The 25,411-nt window shown below is 67.9% G+C and carries 24 protein-coding genes and 1 tRNA gene; 11 read left to right on the top strand and 14 right to left on the bottom strand.

The genetic code is table 11. The features are described from left to right. Positions 1–29 precede the first annotated feature (29 nt). The 4 genes from phaR to BLS74_RS21840 all read right to left on the bottom strand — a co-directional run bounded on the left by phaR (position 30) and on the right by BLS74_RS21840 (position 3,527). Positions 30–566 carry a polyhydroxyalkanoate synthesis repressor PhaR gene (gene phaR, locus BLS74_RS21855; protein WP_244503952.1) on the bottom strand — a complete coding sequence of 179 codons (537 nt, stop codon included), beginning with the start codon at positions 564–566 and terminating at the stop codon, positions 30–32. Between the two features lie 95 nt (positions 567–661). Continuing rightward, on the bottom strand, positions 662–1,030 hold the full coding sequence (locus BLS74_RS21850) for a hypothetical protein (protein WP_093109239.1): 369 nt from the start codon (positions 1,028–1,030) through the stop codon (positions 662–664). 179 nt (positions 1,031–1,209) lie between these two features. Continuing rightward, positions 1,210–1,286: transfer RNA gene (locus tag BLS74_RS21845), tRNA-Val, on the bottom strand. Positions 1,287–1,337: 51 nt separating this feature from the next. Further along, on the bottom strand, positions 1,338–3,527 hold the full coding sequence (locus BLS74_RS21840) for a RelA/SpoT family protein (RefSeq protein ID WP_244503958.1): 2,190 nt from the start codon (positions 3,525–3,527) through the stop codon (positions 1,338–1,340). Positions 3,528–3,684: 157 nt separating this feature from the next. On the opposite strand from BLS74_RS21840, the gene BLS74_RS21835 reads away from it, so the two are divergent. Next, on the top strand, positions 3,685–4,455 hold the full coding sequence (locus BLS74_RS21835; protein WP_093109237.1) for a 3-hydroxybutyrate dehydrogenase: 771 nt from the start codon (positions 3,685–3,687) through the stop codon (positions 4,453–4,455). 92 nt (positions 4,456–4,547) lie between these two features. On the opposite strand, the gene BLS74_RS21830 is transcribed toward BLS74_RS21835, so the two are convergent. Beyond that, on the bottom strand, positions 4,548–5,216 hold the full coding sequence (locus tag BLS74_RS21830; protein ID WP_093109266.1) for an SIMPL domain-containing protein: 669 nt from the start codon (positions 5,214–5,216) through the stop codon (positions 4,548–4,550). A 107-nt stretch (positions 5,217–5,323) separates the two neighbouring features. After that, entirely contained in the window at positions 5,324–5,668 is a 345-nt protein-coding gene (locus tag BLS74_RS21825; protein WP_093109236.1) for a hypothetical protein, read from the bottom strand. A 171-nt stretch (positions 5,669–5,839) separates the two neighbouring features. On the opposite strand from BLS74_RS21825, the gene ompR reads away from it, so the two are divergent. Together ompR and BLS74_RS21815 are read left to right on the top strand one after the other, a co-directional pair. After that, positions 5,840–6,571, top strand: a complete 732-nt coding sequence (gene ompR, locus BLS74_RS21820) for an osmolarity response regulator transcription factor OmpR (protein WP_028250078.1) — start codon at positions 5,840–5,842, stop codon at positions 6,569–6,571. A gap of 82 nt (positions 6,572–6,653) precedes the next feature. Then, entirely contained in the window at positions 6,654–8,069 is a 1,416-nt protein-coding gene (locus tag BLS74_RS21815) for a sensor histidine kinase (protein WP_093109265.1), read from the top strand. Here the strand turns inward: BLS74_RS21815 and ispF are convergent. Next, entirely contained in the window at positions 8,060–8,545 is a 486-nt protein-coding gene (ispF, locus tag BLS74_RS21810; RefSeq protein ID WP_093109235.1) for a 2-C-methyl-D-erythritol 2,4-cyclodiphosphate synthase, read from the bottom strand. The two genes, BLS74_RS21815 and ispF, sit on opposite strands and share 10 nt — an antisense overlap. Further along, positions 8,542–9,255 carry a 2-C-methyl-D-erythritol 4-phosphate cytidylyltransferase gene (gene ispD / locus BLS74_RS21805; RefSeq protein ID WP_093109234.1) on the bottom strand — a complete coding sequence of 238 codons (714 nt, stop codon included), beginning with the start codon at positions 9,253–9,255 and terminating at the stop codon, positions 8,542–8,544. Before ispD ends, ispF begins: the two co-directional genes overlap by 4 nt. Before the next feature lie 102 nt (positions 9,256–9,357). Between ispD and mfd the strand changes: the two genes are divergently transcribed. The 6 genes from mfd to BLS74_RS21775 all read left to right on the top strand — a co-directional run bounded on the left by mfd (position 9,358) and on the right by BLS74_RS21775 (position 17,751). Then, the gene (gene mfd / locus BLS74_RS21800; RefSeq protein WP_093109233.1) at positions 9,358–12,888 is read left to right on the top strand and encodes a transcription-repair coupling factor; all 3,531 of its coding nucleotides are present in this window, start codon (positions 9,358–9,360) and stop codon (positions 12,886–12,888) included. Continuing rightward, positions 12,885–13,598, top strand: a complete 714-nt coding sequence (gene serB / locus BLS74_RS21795; RefSeq protein ID WP_093109232.1) for a phosphoserine phosphatase SerB — start codon at positions 12,885–12,887, stop codon at positions 13,596–13,598. Before mfd ends, serB begins: the two co-directional genes overlap by 4 nt. A gap of 150 nt (positions 13,599–13,748) precedes the next feature. After that, complete coding sequence (locus BLS74_RS21790) at positions 13,749–14,693, top strand: tripartite tricarboxylate transporter substrate binding protein (RefSeq protein ID WP_244503957.1); 945 nt, start codon at positions 13,749–13,751, stop codon at positions 14,691–14,693. Positions 14,694–14,700: 7 nt separating this feature from the next. After that, positions 14,701–15,168 carry a tripartite tricarboxylate transporter TctB family protein gene (locus BLS74_RS21785; RefSeq protein WP_093109230.1) on the top strand — a complete coding sequence of 156 codons (468 nt, stop codon included), beginning with the start codon at positions 14,701–14,703 and terminating at the stop codon, positions 15,166–15,168. A 10-nt stretch (positions 15,169–15,178) separates the two neighbouring features. After that, on the top strand, positions 15,179–16,681 hold the full coding sequence (locus BLS74_RS21780) for a tripartite tricarboxylate transporter permease (protein ID WP_093109229.1): 1,503 nt from the start codon (positions 15,179–15,181) through the stop codon (positions 16,679–16,681). 5 nt (positions 16,682–16,686) lie between these two features. Then, positions 16,687–17,751: an Ldh family oxidoreductase gene (locus tag BLS74_RS21775; protein ID WP_093109228.1), complete on the top strand. Its 1,065-nt coding sequence runs from the start codon at positions 16,687–16,689 to the stop codon at positions 17,749–17,751. A gap of 4 nt (positions 17,752–17,755) precedes the next feature. Here BLS74_RS21775 and BLS74_RS21770 read toward each other — a convergent pair whose 3' ends face one another. Then, positions 17,756–18,943 (bottom strand): aminotransferase-like domain-containing protein, encoded by a 1,188-nt coding sequence (locus tag BLS74_RS21770; RefSeq protein ID WP_093109227.1) that lies wholly within the window; start codon positions 18,941–18,943, stop codon positions 17,756–17,758. A 75-nt stretch (positions 18,944–19,018) separates the two neighbouring features. Here BLS74_RS21770 and nth point away from each other — a divergent pair, with 75 nt between their 5' ends. Further along, positions 19,019–19,657 carry an endonuclease III gene (gene nth, locus BLS74_RS21765; RefSeq protein WP_093109226.1) on the top strand — a complete coding sequence of 213 codons (639 nt, stop codon included), beginning with the start codon at positions 19,019–19,021 and terminating at the stop codon, positions 19,655–19,657. Here the strand turns inward: nth and BLS74_RS21760 are convergent, their stop codons facing one another. The 4 genes from BLS74_RS21760 to BLS74_RS21745 are packed head-to-tail and all read right to left on the bottom strand — an operon-like array spanning position 19,658 to position 23,509. Then, the gene (locus tag BLS74_RS21760) at positions 19,658–20,209 is read right to left on the bottom strand and encodes a histidine phosphatase family protein (protein ID WP_093109225.1); all 552 of its coding nucleotides are present in this window, start codon (positions 20,207–20,209) and stop codon (positions 19,658–19,660) included. Beyond that, positions 20,206–21,000, bottom strand: coding sequence for an adenosylcobinamide-GDP ribazoletransferase (locus tag BLS74_RS21755; protein ID WP_093109224.1), 795 nt, complete (start codon positions 20,998–21,000; stop codon positions 20,206–20,208). The genes BLS74_RS21760 and BLS74_RS21755 overlap by 4 nt, the downstream gene beginning before the upstream one ends. Continuing rightward, entirely contained in the window at positions 20,997–22,040 is a 1,044-nt protein-coding gene (gene cobT / locus BLS74_RS21750; RefSeq protein ID WP_093109223.1) for a nicotinate-nucleotide--dimethylbenzimidazole phosphoribosyltransferase, read from the bottom strand. The genes BLS74_RS21755 and cobT overlap by 4 nt, the downstream gene beginning before the upstream one ends. Further along, complete coding sequence (locus BLS74_RS21745) at positions 22,037–23,509, bottom strand: cobyric acid synthase (RefSeq protein WP_244503951.1); 1,473 nt, start codon at positions 23,507–23,509, stop codon at positions 22,037–22,039. Before BLS74_RS21745 ends, cobT begins: the two co-directional genes overlap by 4 nt. Before the next feature lie 143 nt (positions 23,510–23,652). Between BLS74_RS21745 and BLS74_RS21740 the strand changes: the two genes are divergently transcribed. Beyond that, complete coding sequence (locus BLS74_RS21740; RefSeq protein ID WP_093109221.1) at positions 23,653–23,886, top strand: hypothetical protein; 234 nt, start codon at positions 23,653–23,655, stop codon at positions 23,884–23,886. Between the two features lie 2 nt (positions 23,887–23,888). On the opposite strand, the gene BLS74_RS21735 is transcribed toward BLS74_RS21740, so the two are convergent. Then, complete coding sequence (locus BLS74_RS21735) at positions 23,889–25,373, bottom strand: efflux transporter outer membrane subunit (protein WP_093109220.1); 1,485 nt, start codon at positions 25,371–25,373, stop codon at positions 23,889–23,891. Between the last annotated feature and the right edge of the window lie 38 nt (positions 25,374–25,411).

The following is a 25,411-nucleotide window of genomic DNA, read 5'->3' as shown; positions in this document are numbered from 1 at the left end:
TGTCCCAGCTATCGGGCTCCGCGCCCGATCTAGGGCCGCTTGATGCCAAAGGCGCCCAGAACCTGCTCCGTGTTCTTCTGCATCTGGTCCTGCATCTGCAGGAACACGTGCTTCGATTGTTCGACGTAACTGCCCATCAGGCCCTGCAGCATCGGGGACTGCATGGTCATGAACCGGGCCCACATCTCGGGCGTCAGGTTCTGCGCCTTTTCGGCCAATTGCGCCTGCACCTCCGTCATGGCCTGGATGTTCTTCTCGAGATAGGGGCCCATGTAGCTCTGCATGGCCTGGCCGTAGAAGCGGATGATGGTGGCCAGCACCTGTTCGGTGAACATCGGCGCGCCGCCGGCCTCTTCTTCGAGAATGATCTGCAAGAGGATGCTGCGCGTGAGGTCGTCGCCGCTCTTGGCGTCGCGCACCACGAAGGGCGCCTTGTCCATCACCAGTTGCTTGACTTCGGCGAGCGTGATGTAGGTGGAGGTTTCCGTGTCGTAGAGCCTTCGGTTCGGATACTTCTTGATCACCCGCTGTACCGGTTTGGCACCGGCGGATTTCTTGCTCTGCACTACGGACTCCTTCAAGTTTTCACGCCAGGGGCGCGCGAACAAATTCTAGGGAGCGGTTTTGCTGCACCGCGCCAAGGTTTACCCTGACGGGAGCGTCAGTCCAGCGAAGTGGTGTATTCCGCGCCGCACACCTTGCAGACGGCCGATTCGGGGCGCTCTTCGTTACTTTCGCGAAAGTGCAAGGGGCTCTTGACGCCGTTGAAAACCCAGCAACGCGGGCAATGCTCCTGGCCGGCCAGCGGCAGATAGCCTCGGGCCCGCTGTTCGGCACGCTCCCGCGTGACCGGAGCGCCCTGCCGCACCGTGCGCGCGACGTCTTCCGCAGCCATGGTGCCGGCCCGGCCGTTGGCGCGATCATTGAGTCCGTAGACCACGCGTGCGAATTCGAGCGGAGCCTGCCGCAACAGGGCGGCGAGACGAAGCTCCTCGAGTGCCGGGTCGCTCTCAGCCGCTGGCGTGTTCATCGGTTCCCTGAGTCAAGTGCTTTGGAGATGGCGGACGGCCAAGTTACCACAACTGACGGCGTATCCGCCAGTCGACGAAGGCAGTAGGCCTTGTGTTGAGGACGCAGGAAACCGGGGGATGCGAGACCTGAAAGCGCAGGCAACCGTTGGTTGAGCGGATGCTGCGATCAGGAAAAAATTGGTAGGCGCGATTGGACTCGAACCAACGACCCCCACCATGTCAAGGTGGTGCTCTAACCAGCTGAGCTACGCGCCTAAGGATGTGTCCGAGAAGCCGAGATTGTAGCAGGCCGCGAGGCCGCTTTTTTCAGCGACGACGGGCAGAACGCACACCGGCCACCGCGGCCACCACGTTGAGCACCTGTGCGAGCCGCGCGGCATCGGCGATCTCGATCGTGAAAGTCATCCATGCGGTGCCCTTGACGGACTGGGTCTGCACGCCGATCACGTTCATCCTCTCGCGCGCGAACACATCGGAAATATCGCGCAGCAGGCCCTGGCGATCAGCGGCTTCGACCGCCACGTCGACCGCGTAGACCGAGCCCGCATCGGCCTTCTGCTCGCCCCACTCGACGTCGATCACGCGCTCGGCATCGCGCATGGCCATCATGCGGAAGCTGCTGCAGTCCGCACGGTGGATGCTGACGCCGTGGCCTCGGGTCACGAAGCCGCGGATCGCATCGGGCGGCGCCGGCTTGCAGCACTTGGCAAGCTGCGTCATCAGCGAGGAGACGCCGACCACCAGCACGCCGCCCTTGCCCGCGTTGCCACCGGCGCGTGCCTTCTTGATGATCACGCCGTCGTCCGGACCGGGCGCGGGCTCCGGAGGACGCAGCAGCATCTCGATGTTGCGCAGCGAGAACTCGTCCTTGCCCACCACTTCGAACAGGTTGTCGGCCGACTTGAAGCCCAGCTGCGAAGCGAGGTCGTCGAGCTTCAGCGCGGTCTTGCCTTCGCGCTGCAGCACCTTCTCGACCGCCTCGCGGCCGCGCGCCACCGTCTCGTGCGTGATCTGCGCGTTGAACCAGGCCCGCACCTTTGCGCGTGCGCGATGGCTCGCGAGGTAGCCCAGCTCCGCATTGAGCCAGTCGCGCGAGGGGCCGCCTTCCTTGGCCGCGATGATCTCCACCGTCTGCCCGTTCTGCAGCGGCGTGTTGAGCGGCACCATCGCGCCGTCGACGCGCGCGCCGCGGCAGCGGTGGCCCAGGCTCGTGTGCACCGTGTAGGCGAAGTCGACCGCTGTCGCGCCCTGTGGCAATTCGACGATCGCCGCGTCGGGCGTCAGCACGTAGATGCGGTCGTCGAACAGGCCCTGCCCCTGCGAGCCACCGGACAGGTCGCGCTCCCAGGCCAGCAGTTGGCGCAGCACCGCGATCTTGGCGTCGTACTCGCCGCTCGCCCAGACGCCGGCATAGCCCTTGTGGCCCGCTTCCTTGTAGGCCCAGTGCGCAGCCACGCCGTGCTCGGCGTGGTCGTGCATCTCCTCGGTGCGGATCTGGATCTCGATCGGCTTGCCGGCCTGGCCGTCGACCACTTCGCGCACCACCGTGTGCAGCGACTGGTAGCCGTTGGGCTTGGGCCGCGCGATGTAGTCGTCGAACTCCTCGTCGATCGGCTGGAAGTGCGAATGCACCCAGGCCAGCGCCGCATAGCAATCCTTGACGTCCGCCACCACCACGCGCAGCGCCATGATGTCGAAGACCTGCGCGAAGTCGAGCGACTTGCCGCGCATCTTCTTCACGATGCTGTAGATGTTCTTCGGCCGGCCCTGCACGGTCGCCTTGACGCCCTCCTCGGCCAGCTCCCGTTCGAGGCGCGCACGCAACTGTTCGACGTAGCCTTCGCGCTCGACGCGCTTCTCGTCGAGCAGCCGCGCGATGACCTTGTAGGTCTCGGGCTCGAGAAAACGGAAGGACAGGTCCTCGATCTCCCACTTGACCTGCCAGATGCCGAGCCGGTTCGCGAGCGGCGCGAATACCTGCAGGGATTCGCGCGCCACGCCTTCCGGCACGGGCTGCTTGACTGAAGCCGCGTGGCGCAGCGTCTGCAGGCGCGAAGCCAGCCGCAGCATCACGACCCGCAGATCACGAGAGAACGCAAGCAGCATCTTGCGCACGTTCTCCGTCTGCATGCCCGCGCCATCCGCCAGGTGCGCGCTGGCCGTCGCCGAACGCGCCTGCTTCTGCACATGCACGAGCTTGGTGGTTTCCACCGCGAGCGCCGCGAAGTTGTCGCCGAACACCTTGGCGATCACTTCCTGCGGCCGGTTCAGGTGCTGGCACGAGTAGACCAGGTAGCTGGCCGCCTGCATCGCCTCCGATCCGCCCATGGCCGCGACGATCGCGGCCACCGCATCGGCATGCGCGAGCGTGTTCTCGCCGGTGTCCAGCGTTTCGTCGGCGATCAGCGGCTCGGCGAAGGCGCGTGCTCGCGCGAGCATGTTCTCGACCACCGGCGTGCGATCGGCCGTCGCTGCCGACAGCGGATAGTCGACCACCGCGGAGCCGGACAACGAGAGATTGGGCTGTTCGCGCTTCACTCGGTCGCTCCCTCCCGGGCAGCGTATTGGAGAGCAGGCTCGGTCATGAAACAGAAGAAGTCGCGATGAAGATAATTGTCTCGTTGCATCCTAATTCATCCGGAGATTGACCATCATGCTCAAAGGCAAAACCGCGCTTGTCACGGGGTCCACCAGTGGCATCGGCCTCGGTATCGCGAAGGCGCTGGCGCAACAGGGCGCCAACATCGTGCTCAACGGTTTCGGCGATGCCGACAAGCCCAAGGCCGAGGTCGAAGCGCTCGGCGTGAGGGTCGACTATCACGGCGCCGACATGAGCCAGCCGGCACAGATCGAAGAGATGATGAAGTTCGCGGCTGAAAAGTTCGGCCGCGTCGACATCCTCGTCAACAACGCCGGCATCCAGCATGTCGCGAAGGTCGAGGACTTCCCGGTGGAGCGCTGGGATGCCGTGATCGCGATCAACCTTACAAGCGCCTTCCACACCACCCGCCTCGCCGTGCCCGCCATGCGCGAAGCCAACTGGGGCCGCATCATCAACATCGCCTCGGCGCACGGCCTCGTGGCCTCGGCCCAGAAATCCGCATACGTGGCCGCCAAGCACGGCATCGTCGGCCTCACCAAGGCCGTGGCGCTCGAAACCGCGACCACCGGCATCACGAGCAATGCGATCTGCCCGGGCTGGGTGCTGACGCCGCTGGTTCAGAAGCAGATCGACGACCGTTCTGCGCGCGAAGGCATTTCGGTCACGCAGGCGCAGAACGATCTGCTGGGCGAAAAGCAGCCTTCGCTGCAGTTCACCACGGTGGAACAACTGGGCGGGCTCGCGGTATTTCTTTGCTCGCCCGCTGCCGACCAGGTGCGCGGTGTCGCGTGGCAAGTCGACGGCGGCTGGACCGCGCAGTAGTACAGCCCCCCGGCTTTACTTCGCTTCGCTGCGTGTAAATCCACCCCCGAGGGGGAGGCTCGGCCGCCTTGGGGCGGCCCGGCGGCGGCCGACTATTTCAACTGCACCGAGCCCGAAACGTTGACGACGACGCTGGTCTTGCCGGCCTCGACCGGCACGGCCGCGTCGTAGTTCATCTTCGACGAAGCCTCCACGGCCATCATGCGCGGCCGGATCGGCCCGCCCTGATTGGCGTTGACCGACACTTCGCGCAAGGTGTAGCCGCCGAAGCCGAAGCCCTTGGCCAGCTCGCCGGCCTTCTGCTTGAAGTTCTCGATCGCGATCGTTTGCGCCTCGGCCTCCACCTTGGCGCGCTGCTCGCGGCTCAGGCCGAAACCGATGCCGCCCACCGTGAGCGTGGAGACGCGACCCGCGGTCTGCGTGATGCGCGGAAAGTCCTTGCCTTCCAGCACCAGCTCGGTGGTGCCCTGCCAGCCGGTGATCTTGCCGTCGCGCGTGTAGCGCGGCACGAGGCTGAAATTGCCGGTACGCACATCGAGCTGGCCGGGTTGCGCATTCTTGCGCGCCTCCGCCAGCGCCGCGTCGAGCGCAGTCTTCAGCTGTGCCTGCACCGTTGCGGCGTCAGCCGCATCGCGCGTGGTGCTGAGCGTCATGCTCAGCAGGTCCTGCTGCACTTCGACCGTTCCCGTGGCCGACAGCTGCAGCACGTTCTGCGGCGGCGCCCAGGGCGCGCTCTGGGCCAAGGCGGCGCCGGCATTCATGATCAACACGGCACAGGCCGCGATCCGTCTGACATTCTTATTGTTCAAAGCAAGAAAACCCGAGTGGAGAAAAAGAGAAAGAGCGTCGCGCCCCCGAGGGGCGCCGCTCAAGGGCGCTGGCTGCGCGGCGCCACCCTGCTGGCCGACGAGGGTGTGGGCGCCATCCGCTCAGCCGGCTGCGATTCTGCCGAGTGGACGATCTCCTGTCGCGGCGTCCATTGCTGGCGCACTTGCTGCCGCAACTCGGCCAGTTCGGCGGCGGTCAGGCGGCGTCCGGCCGCCGCTTCCTGACGCCGCACCTCCTCGCGCTTGGCGGCCCGGTGCGCCTCCACCGCATCACGCACCTCGTTGCGCCGCAGGTCGCTCACCCGCAGGAATCCCCAGGGTTCGGCCGCGGCGGGAACCGAAAGGCAGGCGAGCAAGACAGACAACGGGAGAACAGTCGATTTCATGATGCTGAGTCGGGGACCAAAGTCACTGTGCCACCGCTGCGCACGGCATAGATATCTGGAAGGCGAGCGCCCGCAAGTTTTGTAACTTAGTGTCAAAGCATTGTGAAAAGCGGCTCAATGGGGTCTCAACGGCTTCAGAATTGGCGTTGTTACAAATTCAGCGTTGTAGAAATGAATCAAGCTCCCGCCCGCACAGACAAGATCGTCATCGTCGACGACGACGCCCGCATCCGCGACCTGCTGCGCCGCTACCTGACCCAGGAAGGTTTCGAGGTCATCGTTGCGGAAGACGGCAAGGCCCTCAACCGCATACTTTTGCGCGACACGGTCGACCTGATCGTGCTCGATCTGATGATGCCCGGCGAGGACGGCCTCTCGGTCTGCCGCCGCCTTCGCGCCGCCAACGACCGCACCCCGATCATCATGCTGACCGCCAAGGGCGAGGACGTGGACCGCATCGTCGGCCTCGAGGTCGGCGCCGACGACTACCTGGGCAAGCCCTTCAATCCGCGCGAACTGCTGGCACGCGTGCATGCGGTGCTGCGCCGCAGGCCGCCGCTCGAGGCGCCTGGCGCGCCCTCGACCGACAACGAAACTGTGAATTTCGGCCCCTTCAGCTTCGACCTCGGCTCGCGCACGCTCAAGAAGGACGGCGAGGAACTCTCGCTGACCACCGGCGAGTTCGCCATGCTCAAGGCGCTGGTGCGGCATCCGCGGCAGCCGCTGTCGCGCGAAAAACTGGCCCAGCTGGCGCGCGGCCGCGAGTTCGAACCCTTTGACCGCAGCCTGGACGTGCAGATCTCGCGCCTGCGCAAGCTGGTCGAATCCGATGCCGCGGCGCCGCGCTACATCCAGACGGTATGGGGCGTCGGCTACGTGTTCGTGCCGGACGGCACGACCTGAAGCGCTGACGCTCGTGGCCGCCACCATCGGCCCCAAGACGACACAGCCGAGCCCTTTCGGCGAAGACGGTCCCCAGGTCACCTTGCCGAGCCCGCTGGAGGGCCTTGGCCAGTCCAGGCGCCGCCCCAGGCTGCAGCTCGGCCTCAGCCTCTTCTGGCGCACCTTCTTCCTGCTGGTGCTGCTCCTGATCGGCTGCACGGTCGCCTGGCTGCAGACCTTCCGCGCGCTCGAGTACGAGCCGCGCGCCATCCAGACCGCGCACCAGATCGCCTCGCTGGTGAACCTGACGCGGGCGGCGCTGGTGTATTCCGACGCCATCACGCGCGTGTCGCTGATCAAGACCCTGGCCGACCAGGAAGGCGTGCGCATCCTGCCGCGCGAGCCGAACGACCGTTTCGTCCCCTACACCACCGGCGCGCTCGACCAGCGCGTGACCGAAGAGCTGATCGACCGGCTCGGCGAAGGCACGACGGTGGCCAGCCGCGTCAACGACGAGCCCGGCCTCTGGATCGGCTTCACCATCGAGAGCGACATGTACTGGCTGCTGCTCGATCCCACGCGCTTCACGCGGCTGGGCGGGCGCACCTGGCTGGTCTGGCTGGTCACGACGATGATGCTGTCGCTGGCCGGCGCGGCGCTGATCACGCGCCTCATCAACCTGCCGCTCAAGCAGCTGTCGCGAGCCACGATGCAGGTGCGCGAGGGCGAATACGAGGCGCACCGGCTCGACGAACGCGCGCGCACCAACGAAATCCGGGCGGTCAACGTCGGCTTCAACCGCATGGCCGACCAGCTCGCCAAGATCGAGCAGGACCGCGCCGTGATGCTGGCCGGCATCTCGCACGACCTGCGCACGCCGCTGGCGCGCCTTCGGCTCGAAACCGAGATGAGCGTGACCGACGAGGACGCGCGCGACCACATGGCGGCCGACATCGCGCAGCTCGATGCCATCATCGACAAGTTCCTCGACTACGCGCGCCCCGACCACGTCGACTTCAAGCCGGTGCTGCTGCGCGACGTGATCGATGCCTGTACCTACGCGGTGCAGGACCACGAGGACATCCGCATCACGGTGGACGTGCCGGCCGACCTGCGCGTGATGGCCGACGAGGTCGAGCTCCAGCGCGTGATCTCGAACCTGATCGAGAACGCGCGGCGCTACGGCAAGACACCGTCCACCGGCGTCGCCGATGTCGCGATCCAGGCGCAAGCGCACAACGACGCCGTGCTCATCAAGGTGCGCGACCACGGAGCCGGCGTCGCGCCCGCCCTGCTGTCGCAGCTGAGCAAGCCCTTCTTCCGCGGCGACGTGGCACGCACCTCGGCTGCGGGCGCCGGACTGGGCCTGTCGATCGTGACAAAAAACATCGAGCGCATGGGCGGTACCTTCGCGCTGACCAGCACGCCGGGCCGCGGCCTCGCGGCCCACATCCGCATGCCGCGAGCCGCTGCGGTCAAGCCCGAAGCCTCGGCCGCGGCTAACAACCCTCAGCGGTGAAGCAGCGCGACGGCGCGCGCTTCCATCGCCCGGCCTTCACCCACCGGCCCGAGCTTCTCGGCGGTCTTCGCCTTGACATTGACCTGGTCGACCGAGATCTCGAGCGCGGCGGCGATGCGCGCGCACATGGCCGGGATGTGCGGCGCGAGCTTGGGCGCCTGCGCGATCACGGTGCTGTCGACGTTGCCGATCTGCCAGCCCGCCGCACGCACGCGGCGCGCGGCCTCGGCCAGCAGCGTGGCGGAATCGGCGCCGCGGAACTGCGGATCGGTGTCGGGAAAGTGCCGGCCGATGTCGCCGAGCCCGGCCGCGCCGAGCAGCGCATCGGTGATCGCGTGCAGCAGCACGTCGGCATCCGAATGGCCGAGCAGGCCGGTGCTGTGGGGTACCTCGACGCCGCCCAGGATCAGCTTGCGGCCTGCCACCAGCTGGTGGACGTCCCAGCCCTCGCCGACGCGAACATTGAAAGCAGTCATGGTTTTACGGAGCGCCGGCTGTGCAGAAGCGCCTCGGCCAGCGCGAAGTCCTCGGCATAGGTCAGCTTGAAATTCTGCGCGCTGCCCGGCACGAGGAGCGGCGTGAGCCCGACCGCCTCGATGGCGCCGGCCTCGTCGGTCACCGCATCGCCGGCGCGCTCCAGCGCATCGAGCAGCATGCCGATGCGAAACATCTGCGGCGTCTGGGCCAGCCACTTGTCGGCGCGGGTCAGGGTGCTCGCCACGCGGCCCTCGGGCGAAGCGACCTTGAGCGTGTCCGGCAGGCGGTGCGCCAGCAGGCCACCGACGGCGTCGTGTTCGCAGGCCGCAATCAGGGCCTCGATCTGCGTCGGCGTGACCAGACAGCGCGCGGCATCGTGCACCAACACCCAGTCGTGCGGGCCGGCGCCGAGCTGGCGCAAGGCCATGAGGCCATTGCGCACGGTGGCGGCGCGTGTCGCGCCGCCCACATGCAGCAGATGTTCTCCCTCGGCCGGGAAACGCGGCAGCGCCGCAGAAACCTCGCGATCTTCGGGCGACACCACCAGCGCAATGCCCGCAAAGCGCCCCGCAAGCGCGCGGAAGGCATCGAGGGTGTGGCGCACCATCGGCCGGCCGGCGATGCGCTGGTACTGCTTGGGGCCCGTGCCGCCCGCACGGCTGCCGGAGCCCGCACAGGGGATCAACACGAAAAGACGGGAAGCGATCATGGGGTCCGGCAACCTGCAACGGCAAAAAGGCAGCCATTCTAGAATCGGCCTTCACACCCCTCGCCGGCCGGCGCGGGGTGTTCTGCATTTCTCCAACACTTCATGGACCTCCCCCAACTCACCGCAGGCAAGCGCTTCACGCTGCCGCGCCCCCCGCTGTCGGCCGATGCGCTGCTGCTGGCACAACTGGCCGAACGCGAGAAGGCGGCAGGCCGCGCCACCGCCGTCTTCACCGCCGACGCAAACGACGCGCAGCGGCTGATCGACGAAATCGCCTTCTTCGCGCCCGAGTTGCGCTGCGCCCTCTTCCCGGACTGGGAGACGCTGCCCTACGACAACTTCTCGCCGCACCAGGACCTGATCAGCGAACGGCTCGCCACGCTCTGGCGCATCAGCCAGAAAGAGGCCGACGTGGTGCTGGTGCCCGCGACCACGGCGCTCTACCGGCTGGCGCCGCCCGCCTTCCTGGCCGGCTACACCTTCCATTTCAAGAGCGGGCAGAAGCTCGAGGAGTCCAAGCTCAAGGCCCAGCTCACGCTGGCCGGCTACAGCCACGTGACGCAGGTCGTGAGCCCCGGCGAGTACGCGGTGCGCGGCGGGCTGATCGACCTGTTCCCGATGGGTTCGCCAATGCCCTTCCGCGTCGACCTGTTCGACGACGAGATCGACTCGATCCGCAACTTCGACCCCGACACCCAGCGCAGCCTCTACCCGGTGCCCGAGGTGCGCCTGCTCCCGGGCCGCGAGTTCCCGATGGACGACGATGCCCGCGCGCGCTTTCGCAGCCGTTGGCGCGAACTGCTCGAGGGCGACCCGACGCGCAGCCGCATCTACAAGGACATGGGCAACGGCGTCGCCACTGCCGGCATCGAGTACTACCTGCCGCTCTTTTTCGAAGAGACGGCAACGGTGTTCGACTACCTCGGCGCAGACACCACGGTGGTGCTGCACGGCGAACTCGAACCCGCCTTTCAGCATTTCTGGCAGGACACAGGCGAGCGCTACCGGCTGGTGCGCGGCGATCCGGAACGGCCGGCGCTGCCACCGGAGGCGCTGTTCCTCAATGCGGAGCAGTTCTATCAACGGGCGAAACCGCTGGCGCAGCTGGCGATCAGATCCACCACCGTTCGCCCTGAGCTTGTCGAAGGGCTCGCCCCGGCTTCGACAAGCTCAGCCCGAACGGACTATGTCGAATTCGACCACTTGCCGCCCTTCGCCGTCGTCCGCGGCGCCGACGACCCGCTGGTCAAGCTCAAGGAGCACATCCGCACGACGCCGCACCGCGTGCTGCTGATCGCCGAGAGCGACGGCCGGCGCGAGAGTCTGCTCGACTTCCTGCGCGCCAGCGGCGTGAGCCCGCCCGCTTTCGACTCACTGGCCGAGTTCGAATCCTCGCCCGACGAGAAGATCGGCATCGCGACCGGAGCGCTGGTCGCCGGCTTCGCCTGGCGCGAACAGGGCATCGACTTCGTCACCGAGACCGAGCTCTTCGCCACCGCGCCGGCCACCCGTCGCCGCAACAAGAAGCAGGAGCAGGTCAGCGACGTCGAGGCCCTGATCAAGGACCTGAGCGAGCTCGCGATCGGCGACCCGGTGGTGCATTCGGCCCATGGCATCGGGCGCTACCGCGGCCTGATGCACATGGACCTGGGCCAGGGCACCGACGCCGACGGCAAGCCGCTGCTGCAGGAGATGCTGCACCTGGAGTACGCCGACAAGGCCACGCTCTACGTGCCGGTCTCGCAGCTGCACCTGATCAGCCGCTACACCGGCGTCAGCGCGGAAGAAGCGCCGCTGCACAAGCTGGGCTCCGGCCAATGGGAAAAGGCCAAGCGCAAGGCCGCCGAGCAGGTGCGCGACTCCGCCGCCGAGCTGCTCAACATCTACGCCCGCCGTGCGGCGCGCGAAGGCCATGCCTTCCGTTTCTCGGCCGCCGACTACGAGGTGTTCGCGAACGACTTCGGCTTCGACGAAACCGCCGACCAGAAGGCCGCGATCCATGCGGTCATCCACGACATGATCTCGCCGCAGCCGATGGACCGGCTGGTCTGCGGCGACGTCGGCTTCGGCAAGACCGAGGTCGCTTTGCGCGCCGCCTTCATCGCGGTCACCGGCGGCAAGCAGGTCGCCTTCCTCGCGCCCACCACGCTGCTCGCCGAGCAGCACTACCAGACGCTGATGGACCGCTTCGCCAAGTGGCCGGTCAAGGTGGCCGAGATGAGCCGCTTCCGCTCGACCAAGGAGATCAATGCGGCCGCCAAGGGCCTGGCCGACGGCAGCGTGGACATCGTGATCGGCACGCACAAGCTGCTCTCGCAATCGGTCAAGTTCAAGAACCTGGGCCTCTTGATCATCGACGAGGAACACCGCTTCGGCGTGCGCCACAAGGAGGCGATGAAGGCCATGCGCGCCGAGGTCGACGTGCTCACACTCACGGCCACGCCGATCCCACGCACGCTGGGCATGGCGCTCGAGGGCCTGCGCGACTTGAGCGTGATCGCCACCGCGCCGCAGCGGCGGCTCGCGATCAAGACCTTCGTTCGCAACGAGGGCACGGGCGTGATCCGCGAGGCCGTGCTGCGCGAGCTCAAGCGCGGCGGGCAGGTCTACTTCCTGCACAACGAGGTCGAGACCATCGAGAACCGGCGCCAGAAGCTCGAACAGATCCTGCCCGAGGCGCGCATCGCCGTCGCCCACGGCCAGATGCCCGAGCGCGAACTGGAGCGCGTGATGCGCGACTTCGTGGCCCAGCGCTACAACCTGCTCTTGTGCTCGACCATCATCGAGACCGGCATCGACGTGCCGAGCGCCAACACCATCGTGATGAGCCGCGCCGACAAGTTCGGCCTGGCCCAGCTGCACCAGCTGCGCGGCCGGGTCGGCCGCAGCCATCACCAGGCGTACGCCTACCTGATGGTGCCCGACACCGAGGGCCTCACCAAGCAGGCGGCGCAGCGCCTCGACGCCATCCAGCAGATGGAAGAGCTCGGCTCCGGCTTCTATCTCGCGATGCACGACCTCGAGATCCGCGGTGCCGGCGAAGTGCTGGGCGAGAACCAGAGCGGCAACATGATGGAGATCGGCTTCCAGCTCTACAACGAGATGCTGGCCGAAGCGGTTCGCTCGCTCAAGGCCGGCCAGGAGCCCGACCTGCTCGCGCCGCTCTCGGTGATCACCGAGATCAACCTGCATGCGCCGGCGCTCCTGCCCGAGGACTACTGCGGCGACGTCCACCTGCGCCTATCCTTCTACAAGAAGCTCGCGACCGCGAAGACCTCCGACCAGATCGACACGCTGCTGGAAGAAATCGTCGACCGCTTCGGCAAACTGCCGCCGCAGGCGCAGACGCTGATCGACGTGCACCGGCTGCGCGTGCTGGCGCGGCCCTACGGCGTGGTCAAGGTCGACGCCGCGCCGGGCGTGATCCACATCACCTTCAAGAAGGACCCGCCGGTCGACTCCATGAACATCATCGCCCTGATCCAGAAGAACAAGCACATCAAGCTCGCAGGCAACGAAAAGCTGCGCATCGAACGCGAGCTCAAGGAGCCCAAGGACCGTGCTCAGATGGTGCGCGACGTGCTGCGCAGCCTCGGACAACCCAAAACACAACAGGAAGCGGCAGTCGCATGAGCGCCATCAAGGAAATCTCCCCCGGCCTCCTCGTGCGCGGCATCACGCCGCCGCTCGCGCTGGCCGACTTCAAGCTGATTGCCTTCGACATGGACTCGACGCTGATCAACATCGAGTGCATCGACGAGATCGCCGACGCGGTGGGCAAGAAGGCCGAGGTCGCCGCCATCACCGAGGCCACGATGCGTGGCGAGATCAAGGACTTCAAGGAGAGCCTGCGTCGCCGCGTCGCACTGCTGCAAGGCGTGCCGGTCGATGCGCTGCAACAGGTGTACGACCAGCGCCTGCAGCTCAACCCCGGCGCGGCCGAGCTGGTCGCAGCCTGCAAGGCGGCGGGCCTCAAGGTGCTGCTGGTCTCGGGCGGCTTCACCTTCTTCGCCAACCGCGTGAAGGATCGGCTGGGCCTCGACTTCGCGCGCTCCAACCTGCTCGACGAGGCCGACGGCCGGCTCACCGGCCGCGTGGTGATGCAGTCGTGGGGCGACATCTGCGACGGCGCCGAGAAGCGCCGCACGCTGCTCGAGGTCGCTTCCCTGCTCGGCATCTCGCCGGGCGAAACCATCGCCGTCGGTGACGGCGCCAACGACCTGCCGATGATGGCCGAGGCCGGCCTTTCCGTGGCCTACCACGCCAAGCCCAAGGTGCGCGAGCAGGCCATGGTGGCCATCGACGACGGCGGACTCGACCGGCTCCTGGAAGTGCTGCGCTGAGGCGCTGCCGGAAACCGGTTTCCCCCTACGGCAAAAGCGGCTTGCGATGTCCTAGGGTTATCTTCAGTTTCGCGGCCGGCGCCTTGGGTGCTTGAATGACCTTCCAACAACGAAGGAGACGAGATGAAGCGCCGCCAGTCCCTCGCTGCCATGGGTGCAGCCGTTGCCGCCGTGGTCTTTCCCGGGCTCGCCCACGCGGCCTATCCCGAGCGCCCGATCACGCTGATCGTGCCCTGGGGCGCCGGCGGCGGCACCGATGCCGTGGCCCGCATCATCGCGGCCGAGCTCGAGAAGGAGCTCAAGCAGCCGATCAACGTGGTCAACCGCACCGGCGGCAGCGGCGTGGTTGGGCACCAGGCCATCGCCTCGGCCGCGCCCGACGGCTACACGCTCGGCATCCTCACGGTCGAGATCGGCATGATGCATCACGCCGCGCTGACGCAGCTCACGGGCGCCGACTACACCCCGCTCGCGCTGATGAACTTCGACGCCAACGCGGTCTTCGTGCGCACCGATTCGCCGATCAAGAGCGCCAAGGAACTGCTCGATGCCGCGCGCGCCAACCCCGGCAAGCTGAAGGCCAGCGGCACCGGCCAGGGCGGCATCTGGCACCTCGGGCTGGCGCAATGGCTGGTCGACAACAAGCTGCCCGGCAACGCGATCGGCTGGGTGCCCAGCCAGGGCGCGGCACCAGGCCTGCAGGACCTGATGGCCGGCGGCGTCGACGTGGTGTCGTGTTCGCTGCCCGAGGCGCGCTCGCTGATCGACGCCGACAAGGTGCGCCCGCTGATCCTCCTCGCATCCAAGCCCGATGGCATCTTTCCCAAGGTGCCGCTCTACACCGACGCTTCGGGGAAGATGTGGAACGCCGGCGCATGGCGCGGCATCGCGGCGCCCAAGGGCCTGCCCAAGGACATGACCGATCGCCTGGCCACAACGCTCAAGAAGATCTACGACGGCAAGGGCTACCAGGACTTCCTCGCTTCGCGCGGCTTCGGTGCGCTTTATGCGGACCGCGGGGAGTTCGCCAAGTTCATGGCCGAGAAGGACGCCAGCTTCGGCGTCGCAATGAAGGCAGTGGGCATCGCCAAATAAGCGCCCGATGCGCATCCACGACAGCCTGATCGGCGGCGTGCTGCTGGTGCTGGCACTGGCGGTGCTCTGGCACATCCAGGGCTTTCCGCCGGCGGCCGGCCAGAACTACGGGCCGGCCGTGTTCCCGGGACTCGTCGCCTGCGGCCTCGCGCTGTCGTCCGCGGTGCTGATGTGGCAAGGGCTGCGCGGCCGGCAGCCATTGCTGCAGCTTGCCGACGGCATGCGCTCCCCGCGCCATCTGGTGGCCTTCCTGCTCGTCATCGCCGGCATGGCTTTCTACATCCTGCTGTCGGAGAAACTGGGCTTCCTGCTCTGCAGCGTGCTGGTGCTGTTCGTGCTGCAGTGGGCATGCGGCGTCCGGCCCCGCACCGCGGCGCTCGTGGCCATCGTCGCGACGCTGGTGATCCACGCCTGTTTCTACAAGCTGCTCAAGGTGCCCCTGCCCTGGGGTCTGCTGCAGCGCTGGGCATGGTGAGGGGCGACTGATGGATTCCGTTCTGCTCGCCATACAGATGGTCGCCACGCCGACTGTGCTGGTCGTGATGCTGCTGTCGGGCCTGTTCGGCATGTTCGTCGGCGCCGTGCCAGGGCTCACCGCCACCATGGCCACCGCGCTGCTGGTGCCCATCACCTTCTTCCTGCCGCCGGTGCCCGCCATCGCATCGATCGTCACCGCCACCGCGATGGCGATCTTCGCGGGCGACATCCCCGGCGCGCTGCTGCGCATTCCGGGCACGCCGGCTTCGGCCGCCTACACCGACGAGTCCTACGCGATGACGCGCAAGGGCCAGGGCGAAATGGCGCTGGGCATCGGGCTGGTGTTCTCGTGCATCGGCGGCCTGTTCGGCACCGCGGTGCTGATCGTCGCCGCGCCGGCGCTGGCCGAGGTCGCGATCAAGTTCAGCTCCTTCGAATATTTCTGGCTCGTCGTGCTGGGCCTGACCTGCGCGGTCTTCATCACCAGCGACACGCCGCTCAAGGGCCTCATCACGCTCTTTCTCGGCCTGCTGATGGGCTGCGTCGGGCTGGAGAACCCAGCGGGCCATCCGCGCTTCACTTTCGGCAGTGCGGACCTGCTGGGCGGCCTGAGCCTGATCCCGGCCATGATCGGCATGTTCGCCATCTCCGAGATCCTGCGTTTCACAGTGACCACGGACCACATCGGCAGCTTCACCAAGCAGATCGGCTCGGTCTTCGCCGGCATGGGCGGCCTGATGAGGAAGTACGCCAAGCAGACCCTGCGCGGCAGCGCGCTGGGCACGGCCGTCGGCATCCTGCCCGGCGCCGGCGCCGACATCGCGGCCTGGATGTCCTTCGCGATGAGCAAGAAGCTCTCGAAGGAGCCCGAGAAGTTCGGCACCGGGCATCCCGAAGGGCTGGTCGAGGCCGGCGCCGCGAACAACAGCGCCCTCGCCGGCGCCTGGGTACCGGCGCTGGTGTTCGGCATTCCGGGCGATTCGATCACGGCCATCGTGATCGGCGTGCTCTACATGAAGAACATGAACCCCGGGCCGATGATCTTCATGAACAACCCGCACAGCGTCTATGCGGTGTTCATTGTCTTCATCCTCGCCAACCTGCTCATGCTGCCGCTGGGCTGGGCCTGCATCAAGGCCTCGGCGCGCATCCTGCGCCTGCCGCGCAACGTGCTGATGCCGATCATCCTGGTGTTCTGCCTGGTGGGTTCCTTCGCGATCAACAACGCGCTCTTCGATCTCTGGATCCTGCTGGGCTTCGGCGTCGCGGCCTGGTTGCTGGAAGAAAACGGCTTCCCCGTCGCGCCGGCCATCCTCGGCATGTTGCTGGGCAAGATGCTCGAAGAAAACTTCATCACCTCGATGATCAAGTCCGACGGCAGCTGGCTGCCCTTCGTCGAGCGGCCGATCGCCGCCGGCCTGGCGATCTTCACGCTCTTCGTCTGGGTTGGTTCCGGCGCCATGGCCTGGCGGCGCCAGCGGCAACGGATGCAACTCGCCGCAGCCACCTGAAATCCATGAACGACACATCCATCCGCTACGACACCGCCGCCCTCACCCGATTCGCCGCGCAACTGCTGCAGCATGCCGGCCTGGCGGAAGCCATGGCGCATACGGTGGCCGACACGCTGGTGCAAGGCGACCTGCTGGGCCACGACACGCACGGCCTCGCGCTCCTGGCCGGCTATGTGAAAGAACTCGAGGCCGGCAGGATGACGCGCGATGGCGCACCGGTCGTCGTTTCAGACCGTCCCGCTGCCGTCCTGTGGGACGGCCAGCGCCTGCCCGGCCCCTGGCTGGTGCACCAGGGCCTGGACCTGCTGGTGCCGCGCGCCCGCGAGCTGGGCACCGCCTCGCTCGTGATCCGCCGCAGCCACCACATCGCCTGCCTGGCGGTCTACCTGCTGCGCGCGCTCGAGGAAGACATGCTGCTGGTGCTCGCCTGCTCCGACCCGAACGCCGCCAGCGTCGCGCCCTTCGGCGGCACGCAGGCGGTGTTCACGCCCAATCCGCTGGCGCTGGGCTTTCCGCTCAGCGAAGGCGGCGTGATGGTCGACATCTCGGCCTCCATCACCACCAACGGCATGAGCAACCGCAAGCACAAGGCCGGCGAGCTGTTCGACGAGGAATGGCTGATCGATGCGCAGGGCCGCCCGAGCAGGGACCCCGCGGTGCTGTTCGCCCAGCCGCCCGGCACGCTGCTGCCGGTGGGCGGCCTGAGCCACGGCCACAAGGGCTATGGGCTGGCGCTGCTGGTGGAGGCGCTGACCGCCGGCCTCGCAGGCCATGGACGCGCCGACGCGCGCGAAGGCTGGGGGGCGACCGTGCACCTCACCCTGCACGATCTGCAGGCCCTCGGCGGCAAGGCGGAGTTCCTCCGGCAGATGGACCATCTGGCCATGCAGTGCCGCGGCAATGCGCCGATCGATGCGGCCAGGCCGGTGCGCGTGCCCGGAGAACGCGGGCTGCAGCGGCGCGCGGAGCAACTCGACCAGGGCGTGCGCCTGCACCCTTCGATCGCGCCCTCGCTCGAGGACGCCGGGCAGCGCTACGGCCTGAAGCTCGCCGACGCGCTGCGTTGAGGGCTCAGAGCGCGGCGCCGAGGCGCGCGATGCCCTCTTCGATCTTCTCGACGTTGGCAGTCGCAAAGCTCAGGCGCAGCGTCGCCACATCGGGCTTCTCGGCAAAGAACGGCGCGCCCGGCACGAAGGCCACCAGCTTCTCGATCGCGCGCTGGGCCAGCACATTGGCATCGGCCAGCTTGCCGTTGGCGCCCGTGAGCCGGGCCCAGAAGAACAGGCCGCCGCCCGGCTGCTCGAAGGCGATCGCGTCGCCGAGTTCGCGTTTCAGTGCCGCGCCCATGGCCTGGGCGCGCTCGCCATAGACCTTGCGCACGTGCGCCAGCGTGTCCGGCATGCGGCCGCTCTTCAGATACTGCGCGGCCGTCGCCTGCGCGAAGGTGCTGGTGTGCGCATCGCTGAACTGCTTGCACATGGTGGCCTTCGCGAGCAGCTCCGCCGGCGCGATCATCCAGCCGATGCGCAAGCCCGGGCTCAGTACCTTGCTGAGGCTGCCGCAATGCGCCACGAGTTCGCGGCTGCCCGGCACTTCCTTGGTGAGCGACATGATCGAAGGCGGCGGCGCCTTGCCGAAGTACAGGTCGCCGTACGGGTCGTCCTCCACCATCAGCGTCTGGTACTTCACCGCCAGCTCCAGCACTTTCTTGCGCCGCGCCAGGCTCAGCATCGCGCCGCTCGGGTTGCCGAAGGTCGGAATCAGGTAAACGAACTTGGGCTTGTGCTCGGCGATCAGCTGCTCGAGCTTGTCGACGTCGACGCCGTCGGCATCGATGGGTGCGCTGATCAGTTGCGCACCGTAGAGGCGGAAGCACTGGATGGTGGCCAGGAAGGTCGGGCCTTCGACGATCACCTTGTCGCCGGGCGAGATCAGGGTCTTGCCGAGCAGGTCCAGCGCCTGCTGGCTGCCGGTGGTCACGATCAGGCCTTCGGGCGCGACCTCGACGCCCTTGCCCTTCATGAAGGCGCTCAACTGCGTGCGCATCGGCTCGTAGCCCTCGGTCGCGCCGTACTGCAAGGCACCGCCCGGCTCCTCGGCCAGCGCCCTGGCACTCGCATCCTTCAAGCCCTCGACGTCGAACATCGCGCTGTCGGGAAAACCGCCCGCGAAGCTGATGATGCCGGGCTTGCCCAGGAGCTTGAAGAGTTCGCGGATGGCGGAGGTTTCGACGTTGTCGAGGCGGGTGGCGAATTGCATGAGAACCTTCTGCGGATGAGGTGACGCCCGCCATTGTCGCAAGTTCACCGGCCCCGGCCTACACTGCCCGCCACGATGAAAAAAAACGAGATCGAGCCCTTCTTCGCCACCCTGCAGGCAGCCAACCCCGAGCCCGAAACCGAACTCGAATACGCGACCCCCTTCGAGCTGCTGGCCGCCGTGCTGCTGTCGGCGCAGGCCACCGATGTCGGCGTCAACAAGGCGACGCGCAAGCTGTTCCCGGTCGCGAACACGCCGCAGGCGATCCTCGACCTCGGCATCGAAGGCCTTGAGGGCTACATTAAGACCATCGGCCTCTACCGCAGCAAGGCCAAGCACCTGATGGAGGCCTGCCGCATGCTGGTCGACCTGCATGGCGGCGAAGTGCCGAAGACGCGTGCCGAGCTGGAGGCGCTGCCGGGCGTGGGCCGCAAGACCGCCAACGTCGTGCTCAACGTGGCCTTCGGCGAGCCGACGATGGCGGTGGACACGCACATCTTTCGCGTCGGCAACCGCACCGGGCTGGCGCCGGGCAAGACGCCGCTCGAAGTCGAACAGAAGCTCATGAAGCGGGTCCCGGCCGAGTTCCGGCTGCATGCGCATCACTGGCTGATCCTGCACGGACGCTATGTCTGCGTGGCGCGCAAGCCGATGTGCTGGAAGTGCGCGGTCGCGCCGTACTGCGACTACAAGCCGAAGACGCCGGCGCCCTGATCAGGGCAGCTCGACGGTCAGGTATTCGCCGAAGGCGATGCTCTGCGCGGGCCACTGGTCGGCGCGCTCAGCGCAGCGCACGCCTTCTCGCAGCAGCCAGACGGCGCGGATCACGCCGGCATGCGTGATCCACAGCGCGTCGCGGCCGGCGCCGCGCCAGGCGTCGAAGGCTTCGCCGACCCGCTGCATGAACGCGCGCGTGCTTTCGCCGCTGCCGCCCGCGCGCGCATCGGCGAAGCTGCGGGTCCAGGCCTCGAACTCGGCGCGCTCGATGCTCGACCAGCTGCGGCCTTCCCACGAACCGAAGTCCATCTCGGCGATGCGCGCATCTGTGCGAAGCGCGAGGCCGGGTCGAAGCGCGGCAATCGCCTGCGCCAATCCGGCGCAGCGCTGCAAGGGAGAGCAGACGATGTCGATGCCTTCGGCGAGCTGCGGTGCAATGCGTTCGGCCAGCGTGCGCATCGCTTCGGGCGGCACCGCCACGTCGGTGCGGCCATAGCACAGGCCGGCCGCGGCGTCGGTCTGCGCGTGGCGCACGAGCCCGAGCTTCATGCCTGCCAGGCGAGCGCCAGGTAGATCGCGAGCTCGCAGACTTGCTGCGTCGCGCCGAGGCCGTCGCCGGTGAAGCCCTGCAGCCGGCGCCGCAGCAGCGCAGCCATGTACAGCGCGCCGAGCAGGCACGCGAGCAGGCTTGCGACGCCCTGCAGCGGCGGATATGCGAGTAACAGCAGTGCTATGGCCGGCAACGCATACAGCACGCCCACCAGCAAGGCCCCGCCGCCGATCGCATCGGCCAGGGGCTTGGCCTTGCTCGCGCCTTGGTCGCCGACATAGGGGAGCCCGCGGATCAGGAACAGGGGCGCCAGCCGCGACAGCACATGCGCGCCGAGCAGCGCGGTGGCGACCGCCATCGCGCCCTGCCCCGCCAGCACGACGAGCAGCGCGATCTTCAAGCCCAGCGCCAGCACCAGTGCAATGGCACCGAAGGCGCCGATGCGCGAGTCCTTCATGATCTCCAGGGCTCGTGCGCGATCGGCCGAGCCGCCGAGGCCGTCGGCCACGTCGGCAAGGCCGTCCTCGTGAAAGGCGCCGGTCATCCATACCGTCGCAGCCGTGGACAGCAGCGCCGCAACGGCAGCACCTGCCACGCCGGGCAGCCCCGCCTGCGCGAGCAGGAACACGCCGGCGCCCACCGCGCCGACCAGCCAGCCCACGCCCGGAAAATGCGCGGCGCTCGCGCGCAGCATCGCCGGGCTGAAGCCCACCCACCCGGCCAACCGCCCGGTGACCGGCACGCGCGTGAAGAACTGCAAGGCCAGCAGGAAGTGGCGCACGCCGTTCATCCCTTGTCCTGCTGCGAAACGCCGGCCGACTCGAAGCTCGCCATGTCGCGCAGGATGCGGCACGCGGATTCGAGCAAGGGCCAGGCGAGCGCGGCGCCGGAGCCTTCGCCGAGGCGCAGGTCCAGGCGCAGCAGCGCGTCGAGGCCCAGCGAATTCAAGAGCAGCCGATGACCCGGTTCGGCCGATTCGTGCGCCGCCACGCAGCGCTGCACGACGTGGGGCTGCAGCGCCTGCGCCACCAGCACCGCGGTGCTCGCGATGAAGCCGTCGACCACGATCACGCGCCGTTCGTGCGCGGCCTGCAGCACGGCGCCGACCAGGGTGGCGATCTCGAAGCCACCGAAGGCCGCGAGCGCGGCCAGCGGCGTGCCGGCATCGGCATGCAGCGCGAGCACTTCGCGCAGCAGCCGGCGCTTGCGCGCCAGGCCGTCGGCATCGAGGCCCGTGCCGCTGCCGGTGCAGGCATCGATGTCCAGGCCCGTGAGCCGCGCCAGCAGCAGCGATGCAGCCGAGGTATTGCCGATGCCCATCTCGCCCAGCAGCAGCGCATTGCCCGGCAGCTCGCGCACGAGCGCGATGCCATTGGCGATCGCCTCGTCGCGCTGCGCTGCGCTCATCGCCGGGCCGGTCGATGCATCGGCGGTGCCCGGTGCGACCTTGCGGATCGACAAGCCTGCGCGCGGCGCAAAGTCATGCCGCACACCGCAATCCACCACAGTCAGCGCCAGGCCGTGCTGGCGCGCGAGCACGCTGACCGCCGCGCCGCCGGCCAGGAAGTTCTCGACCATCTGCCAGGTCACGTCGCTCGGATAGGCCGACACGCCGCGCGCCGCCAAGCCGTGGTCGCCCGCGCAGACCAGCATCTGCGGCGCCTGGAGCACCGGCGATTCGCTGCCGAGGATCAGGCCCAGCCGCAAGGCCAGCGCCTCCAGCCGGCCCAAGGCGCCGAGCGGCTTGGTCTTGTTGTCGATCCGATGTTGAAGTCGCGCAGCAAGCGCGGCGTCGTCGAGTTTCGGGGCGGTGGGGAGTTCAAGCGTCATTCGATCAGGGAGCGCAGCACGCCCGCTTCAAAGTGGGAATCGATGTGGTCGGCCAGTCCGTCGAACACGCTGTCCAGCGTGCGCGCGGTCGCGCCGAAGAGCGCATGCAGCGCGGCCGGGTCTTCGAACAGGCCGTGCAGGTAGAGCCCGAGCACGTTGCCCGCGGCGTTCTGCCAGGCCAGCTCGTCGGGCATCACTGGCATCGCGTGATCGCCGGCGGCAGCCATCGCGGCATGGGGCGCGGTTTGGCCATGATGGATTTCGTAGCCACCCACCGCGACATCGGAGAGCGCGGCCCAGGGGCCGGTCAGTTCGGCAAAGCGGGCCTCGCGCGGTTGCACGGTCTTGTCGGCCGCGAACACGGTGACCAGCGGCAGCAGGCCGAGGCCGGGGCCATTGCCGTCGACGCCATGCGGATCGATCAGCGCCTCGCCCAGCATCTGCAGCCCGCCGCAGATGCCGAGCACCGCGCCGCCACGTCCTGCATGCGCAGCCACCGCGCGGTCCAGGCCCTGCGCCCGCAGCCAGGCCAGGTCGCCGCTGGTGTTCTTGGAGCCGGGCAGCACGATCCAGTCGGCGCCGGCCACGTCGGCCGGGCTGCGCGCCCAGCGCAGTCGCACGCCGGCGATGTTCTTCAGCGGCTGGAATTCGTCGAGGTTGCTGATGCGCGGATAGGCGATGACGGCGATGGTGCGCGTGACTTCGCCGCTGGCCGTGCTGCGGTCGTCAAAAACGCCGTCCTCCTCGGGCAGGCCATGCTGCCACCACATCGGCAAGGTCGCCACGGTCTGTATGCCGGTGAGCTCTTCGAGCTGCTGCGGCGCGGGCGCGAGCAGCGTCGCATCGCCGCGGAACTTGTTGAGCACGAAGCCCTTGATCAAGGCCCTGTCGGCCTCCGGCATCAGCGCCCAGGTGCCGTAGAGATGGGCGAAGGCGCCGCCGCGGTCGATGTCGGTCACCAGCAGGCAGCGCGCATCGGCATGCCGCGCCACGCGCAGGTTGACGATGTCGCTCGCCATCAGGTTGATCTCGGCCGGCGAACCGGCGCCTTCGATCACCACCACCTCGTTCTCGGCCCGCAGTTCGTCGAGCGCGTGTGCGATCTGCGGCCAGACGCGTTCGCTGCGCCCGCGCCAGGGCAGCAACGACAGCTCGGCACTCACGCGGCCCATCAGCACCACCTGGCTGTGCGTGTCGCGCTCGGGCTTGAGCAGCAGCGGGTTCATGCGCACATCGGGCTCGGCGCGCGCCGCCAGTGCCTGGAAATATTGCGCACTGCCGATCTCGCCGCCGGCGACCACACGTGCGTTATTGCTCATGTTCTGCGCCTTGAACGGCGCCACCTCGAGGCCTTGGCGCGCATACCAGCGGCACAGCGCGGTCGCCAGCCAGCTCTTGCCGGCACCGCTGGTGGTGCCGAGGACCATGACGCAGCGGGCTTGGCCGCTTCGTCCCACACTTGTAATCATCTGTGGATTGTCCGCTACGGCCCGAGCCATTCGGAGCGCTCGCGAAGTCTTTCACGCTTCGGCGCATTGCATTCGGACGTGCTGCGTCAAACACCTCGTTTGCTCCGTAGCCTCCTCCCATCAACAAATGAGGGAGTGGATTGATGCCCGCGATACGCGACATGGCGCTCACGGTGGAGGAGCGCGAGAAAGGAAAATTCTTCTGGGTGCTGATCGAAGCTTTTGACAACGACACGGGCGACGCGCTGCACTATCGGCACTTCAAGTCGGCCGCGACGCCGCAAGCAAGCTATTCGAGCGCATTGGCGCTGGGGGCCACCGCGCTGCGCCGGCTGGCAGATGCGCAGCCGGCGTCCGCACCGGACGCCGGCTCCTAGACTCAGCGCGTCGCAATTTGCGCCGGTGCTTCCGGCGTCGCAGCGCCCGTGGTCTGCGGCGTTTCCCAGCTGCCGCCCAGCGCACGCACCAACCCGACCGTGGCCTGGTACTGCGCCGAGCGCACCTGCAGCGCCTGGCGGCGGTTCTGCAGTTCCTGGCGGCGCGCATCGAGCAGGTCGAGCTGGCTGACCAGCCCGTTGCGGTAGCGTGAATCGGACAGCGTGGTGGCCCGGCTCGCCGAAGCGACCGCCCTTCCCTGCACGCCCGACTGCTGCTCGAGGATGCGCAGCGACGAGAGCTGGTCCTCCACGTCCTTGAAGGCACCCAGCACCTGCGCGCGGTAGTTGGCGAGCGCGCCGTCCAGCTGTGCGTTCGCGCTCTGCACGCCGGCTTCGCGGCGTCCACCGTCGAACAAGGGCAGCGAAAGCAATGCCCCGATGCCCCAGGACCGCGCCGACCACTTGAACAGGTCGCTGACGTCCGAGGAGGCGTAGCCGCCGCCGCCCGTGAGCGAAATGCTCGGGAACCACGCGGTCTGCGCGACGCCGACGCGGGACTGTGCAGCGAACACGGCCTTCTGCGCGGCCGAGATGTCGGGCCGGCGCGTCAGCACCGTCGCCGGCACGCCGGCCGGAATGGTGGGCAAGGCGGTCGACCAGTCCTGCGTCTCCAGCGCGAAGCTCGACGCCGTCTCGCCGGTCAGCACCGCCAGCGCATGCTCCAGTTCCGCGCGGCGCCGGTCCAACGTCAGCGCTTCGGATTCGGTGGCTGCCACTTCGGTTTCGACACGCACCACGTCGAGTTCGGCGAGATCGCCGGCCTGGTTGCGGCGCTGAACCAGCCGCAGGGTGTCGCGGTAGGCGCCGACGGTTTCGCGCACCAGCGCGCGCTCGGCATCGAGCGCGCGCAGCGAGAGGTAGGTCTGGGCCGTCTCGGCCTGGACCAGCAGGCGCGTGCTTTGCAGCAGGCCTTCGCGCGATTCGGCATCGAGCCGCGCCGCGTCGCTGGCACGCGAGAGGCGGCCGAAGAGATCGATCTCGTAGGAGAAATCGACGCCGGCCGTGATCAGCGTGGAGGGCCTGTTGCTCTGGTTGCGATCCAGGCCGGCCTGCCGGCTGGCACCCGCGCCCAAACCGACCTGCGGTGCGCGGTCGGCATCGGTGCTGCGCAGCACGGCGCGCGCCTCGGCCAGGCGCGCGGCGGCGGACTGGATGCTGGTGTTGTTGGCAGCGGCCCGCTCGACGAGCTTGTCGAGCACCGGGTCGTTGAAGGCGCGCCACCAATCGCCGCGCGGCTGCGACTCGGCCGGCTGCGCGCGCGTCCACGTGCCCTCGGCCTGCGGCGCGGCCTGCTCCTTGAACTGGGCCGGCGTGTTGAAGGCCGGCAGCTCCGCCGGCGCGGTCGCGCAGCCGACCAGGACCAGTGCGGCGACCAGCGGCAGCAGCGCGGCGCGCCAGGGGCGGAAGAGTTTCGAATCGGATTTCATGATCGACTTTCTTGAAGGAGGCCGTGAGGGCCTTGATC

Source organism: Variovorax sp. CF079 (assembly GCF_900101545.1).
Taxonomy (GTDB): domain Bacteria; phylum Pseudomonadota; class Gammaproteobacteria; order Burkholderiales; family Burkholderiaceae_C; genus Variovorax.
Note: the sequence above shows the minus strand (reverse complement) of the source record. Positions and strands in the feature narration are given on the sequence as shown.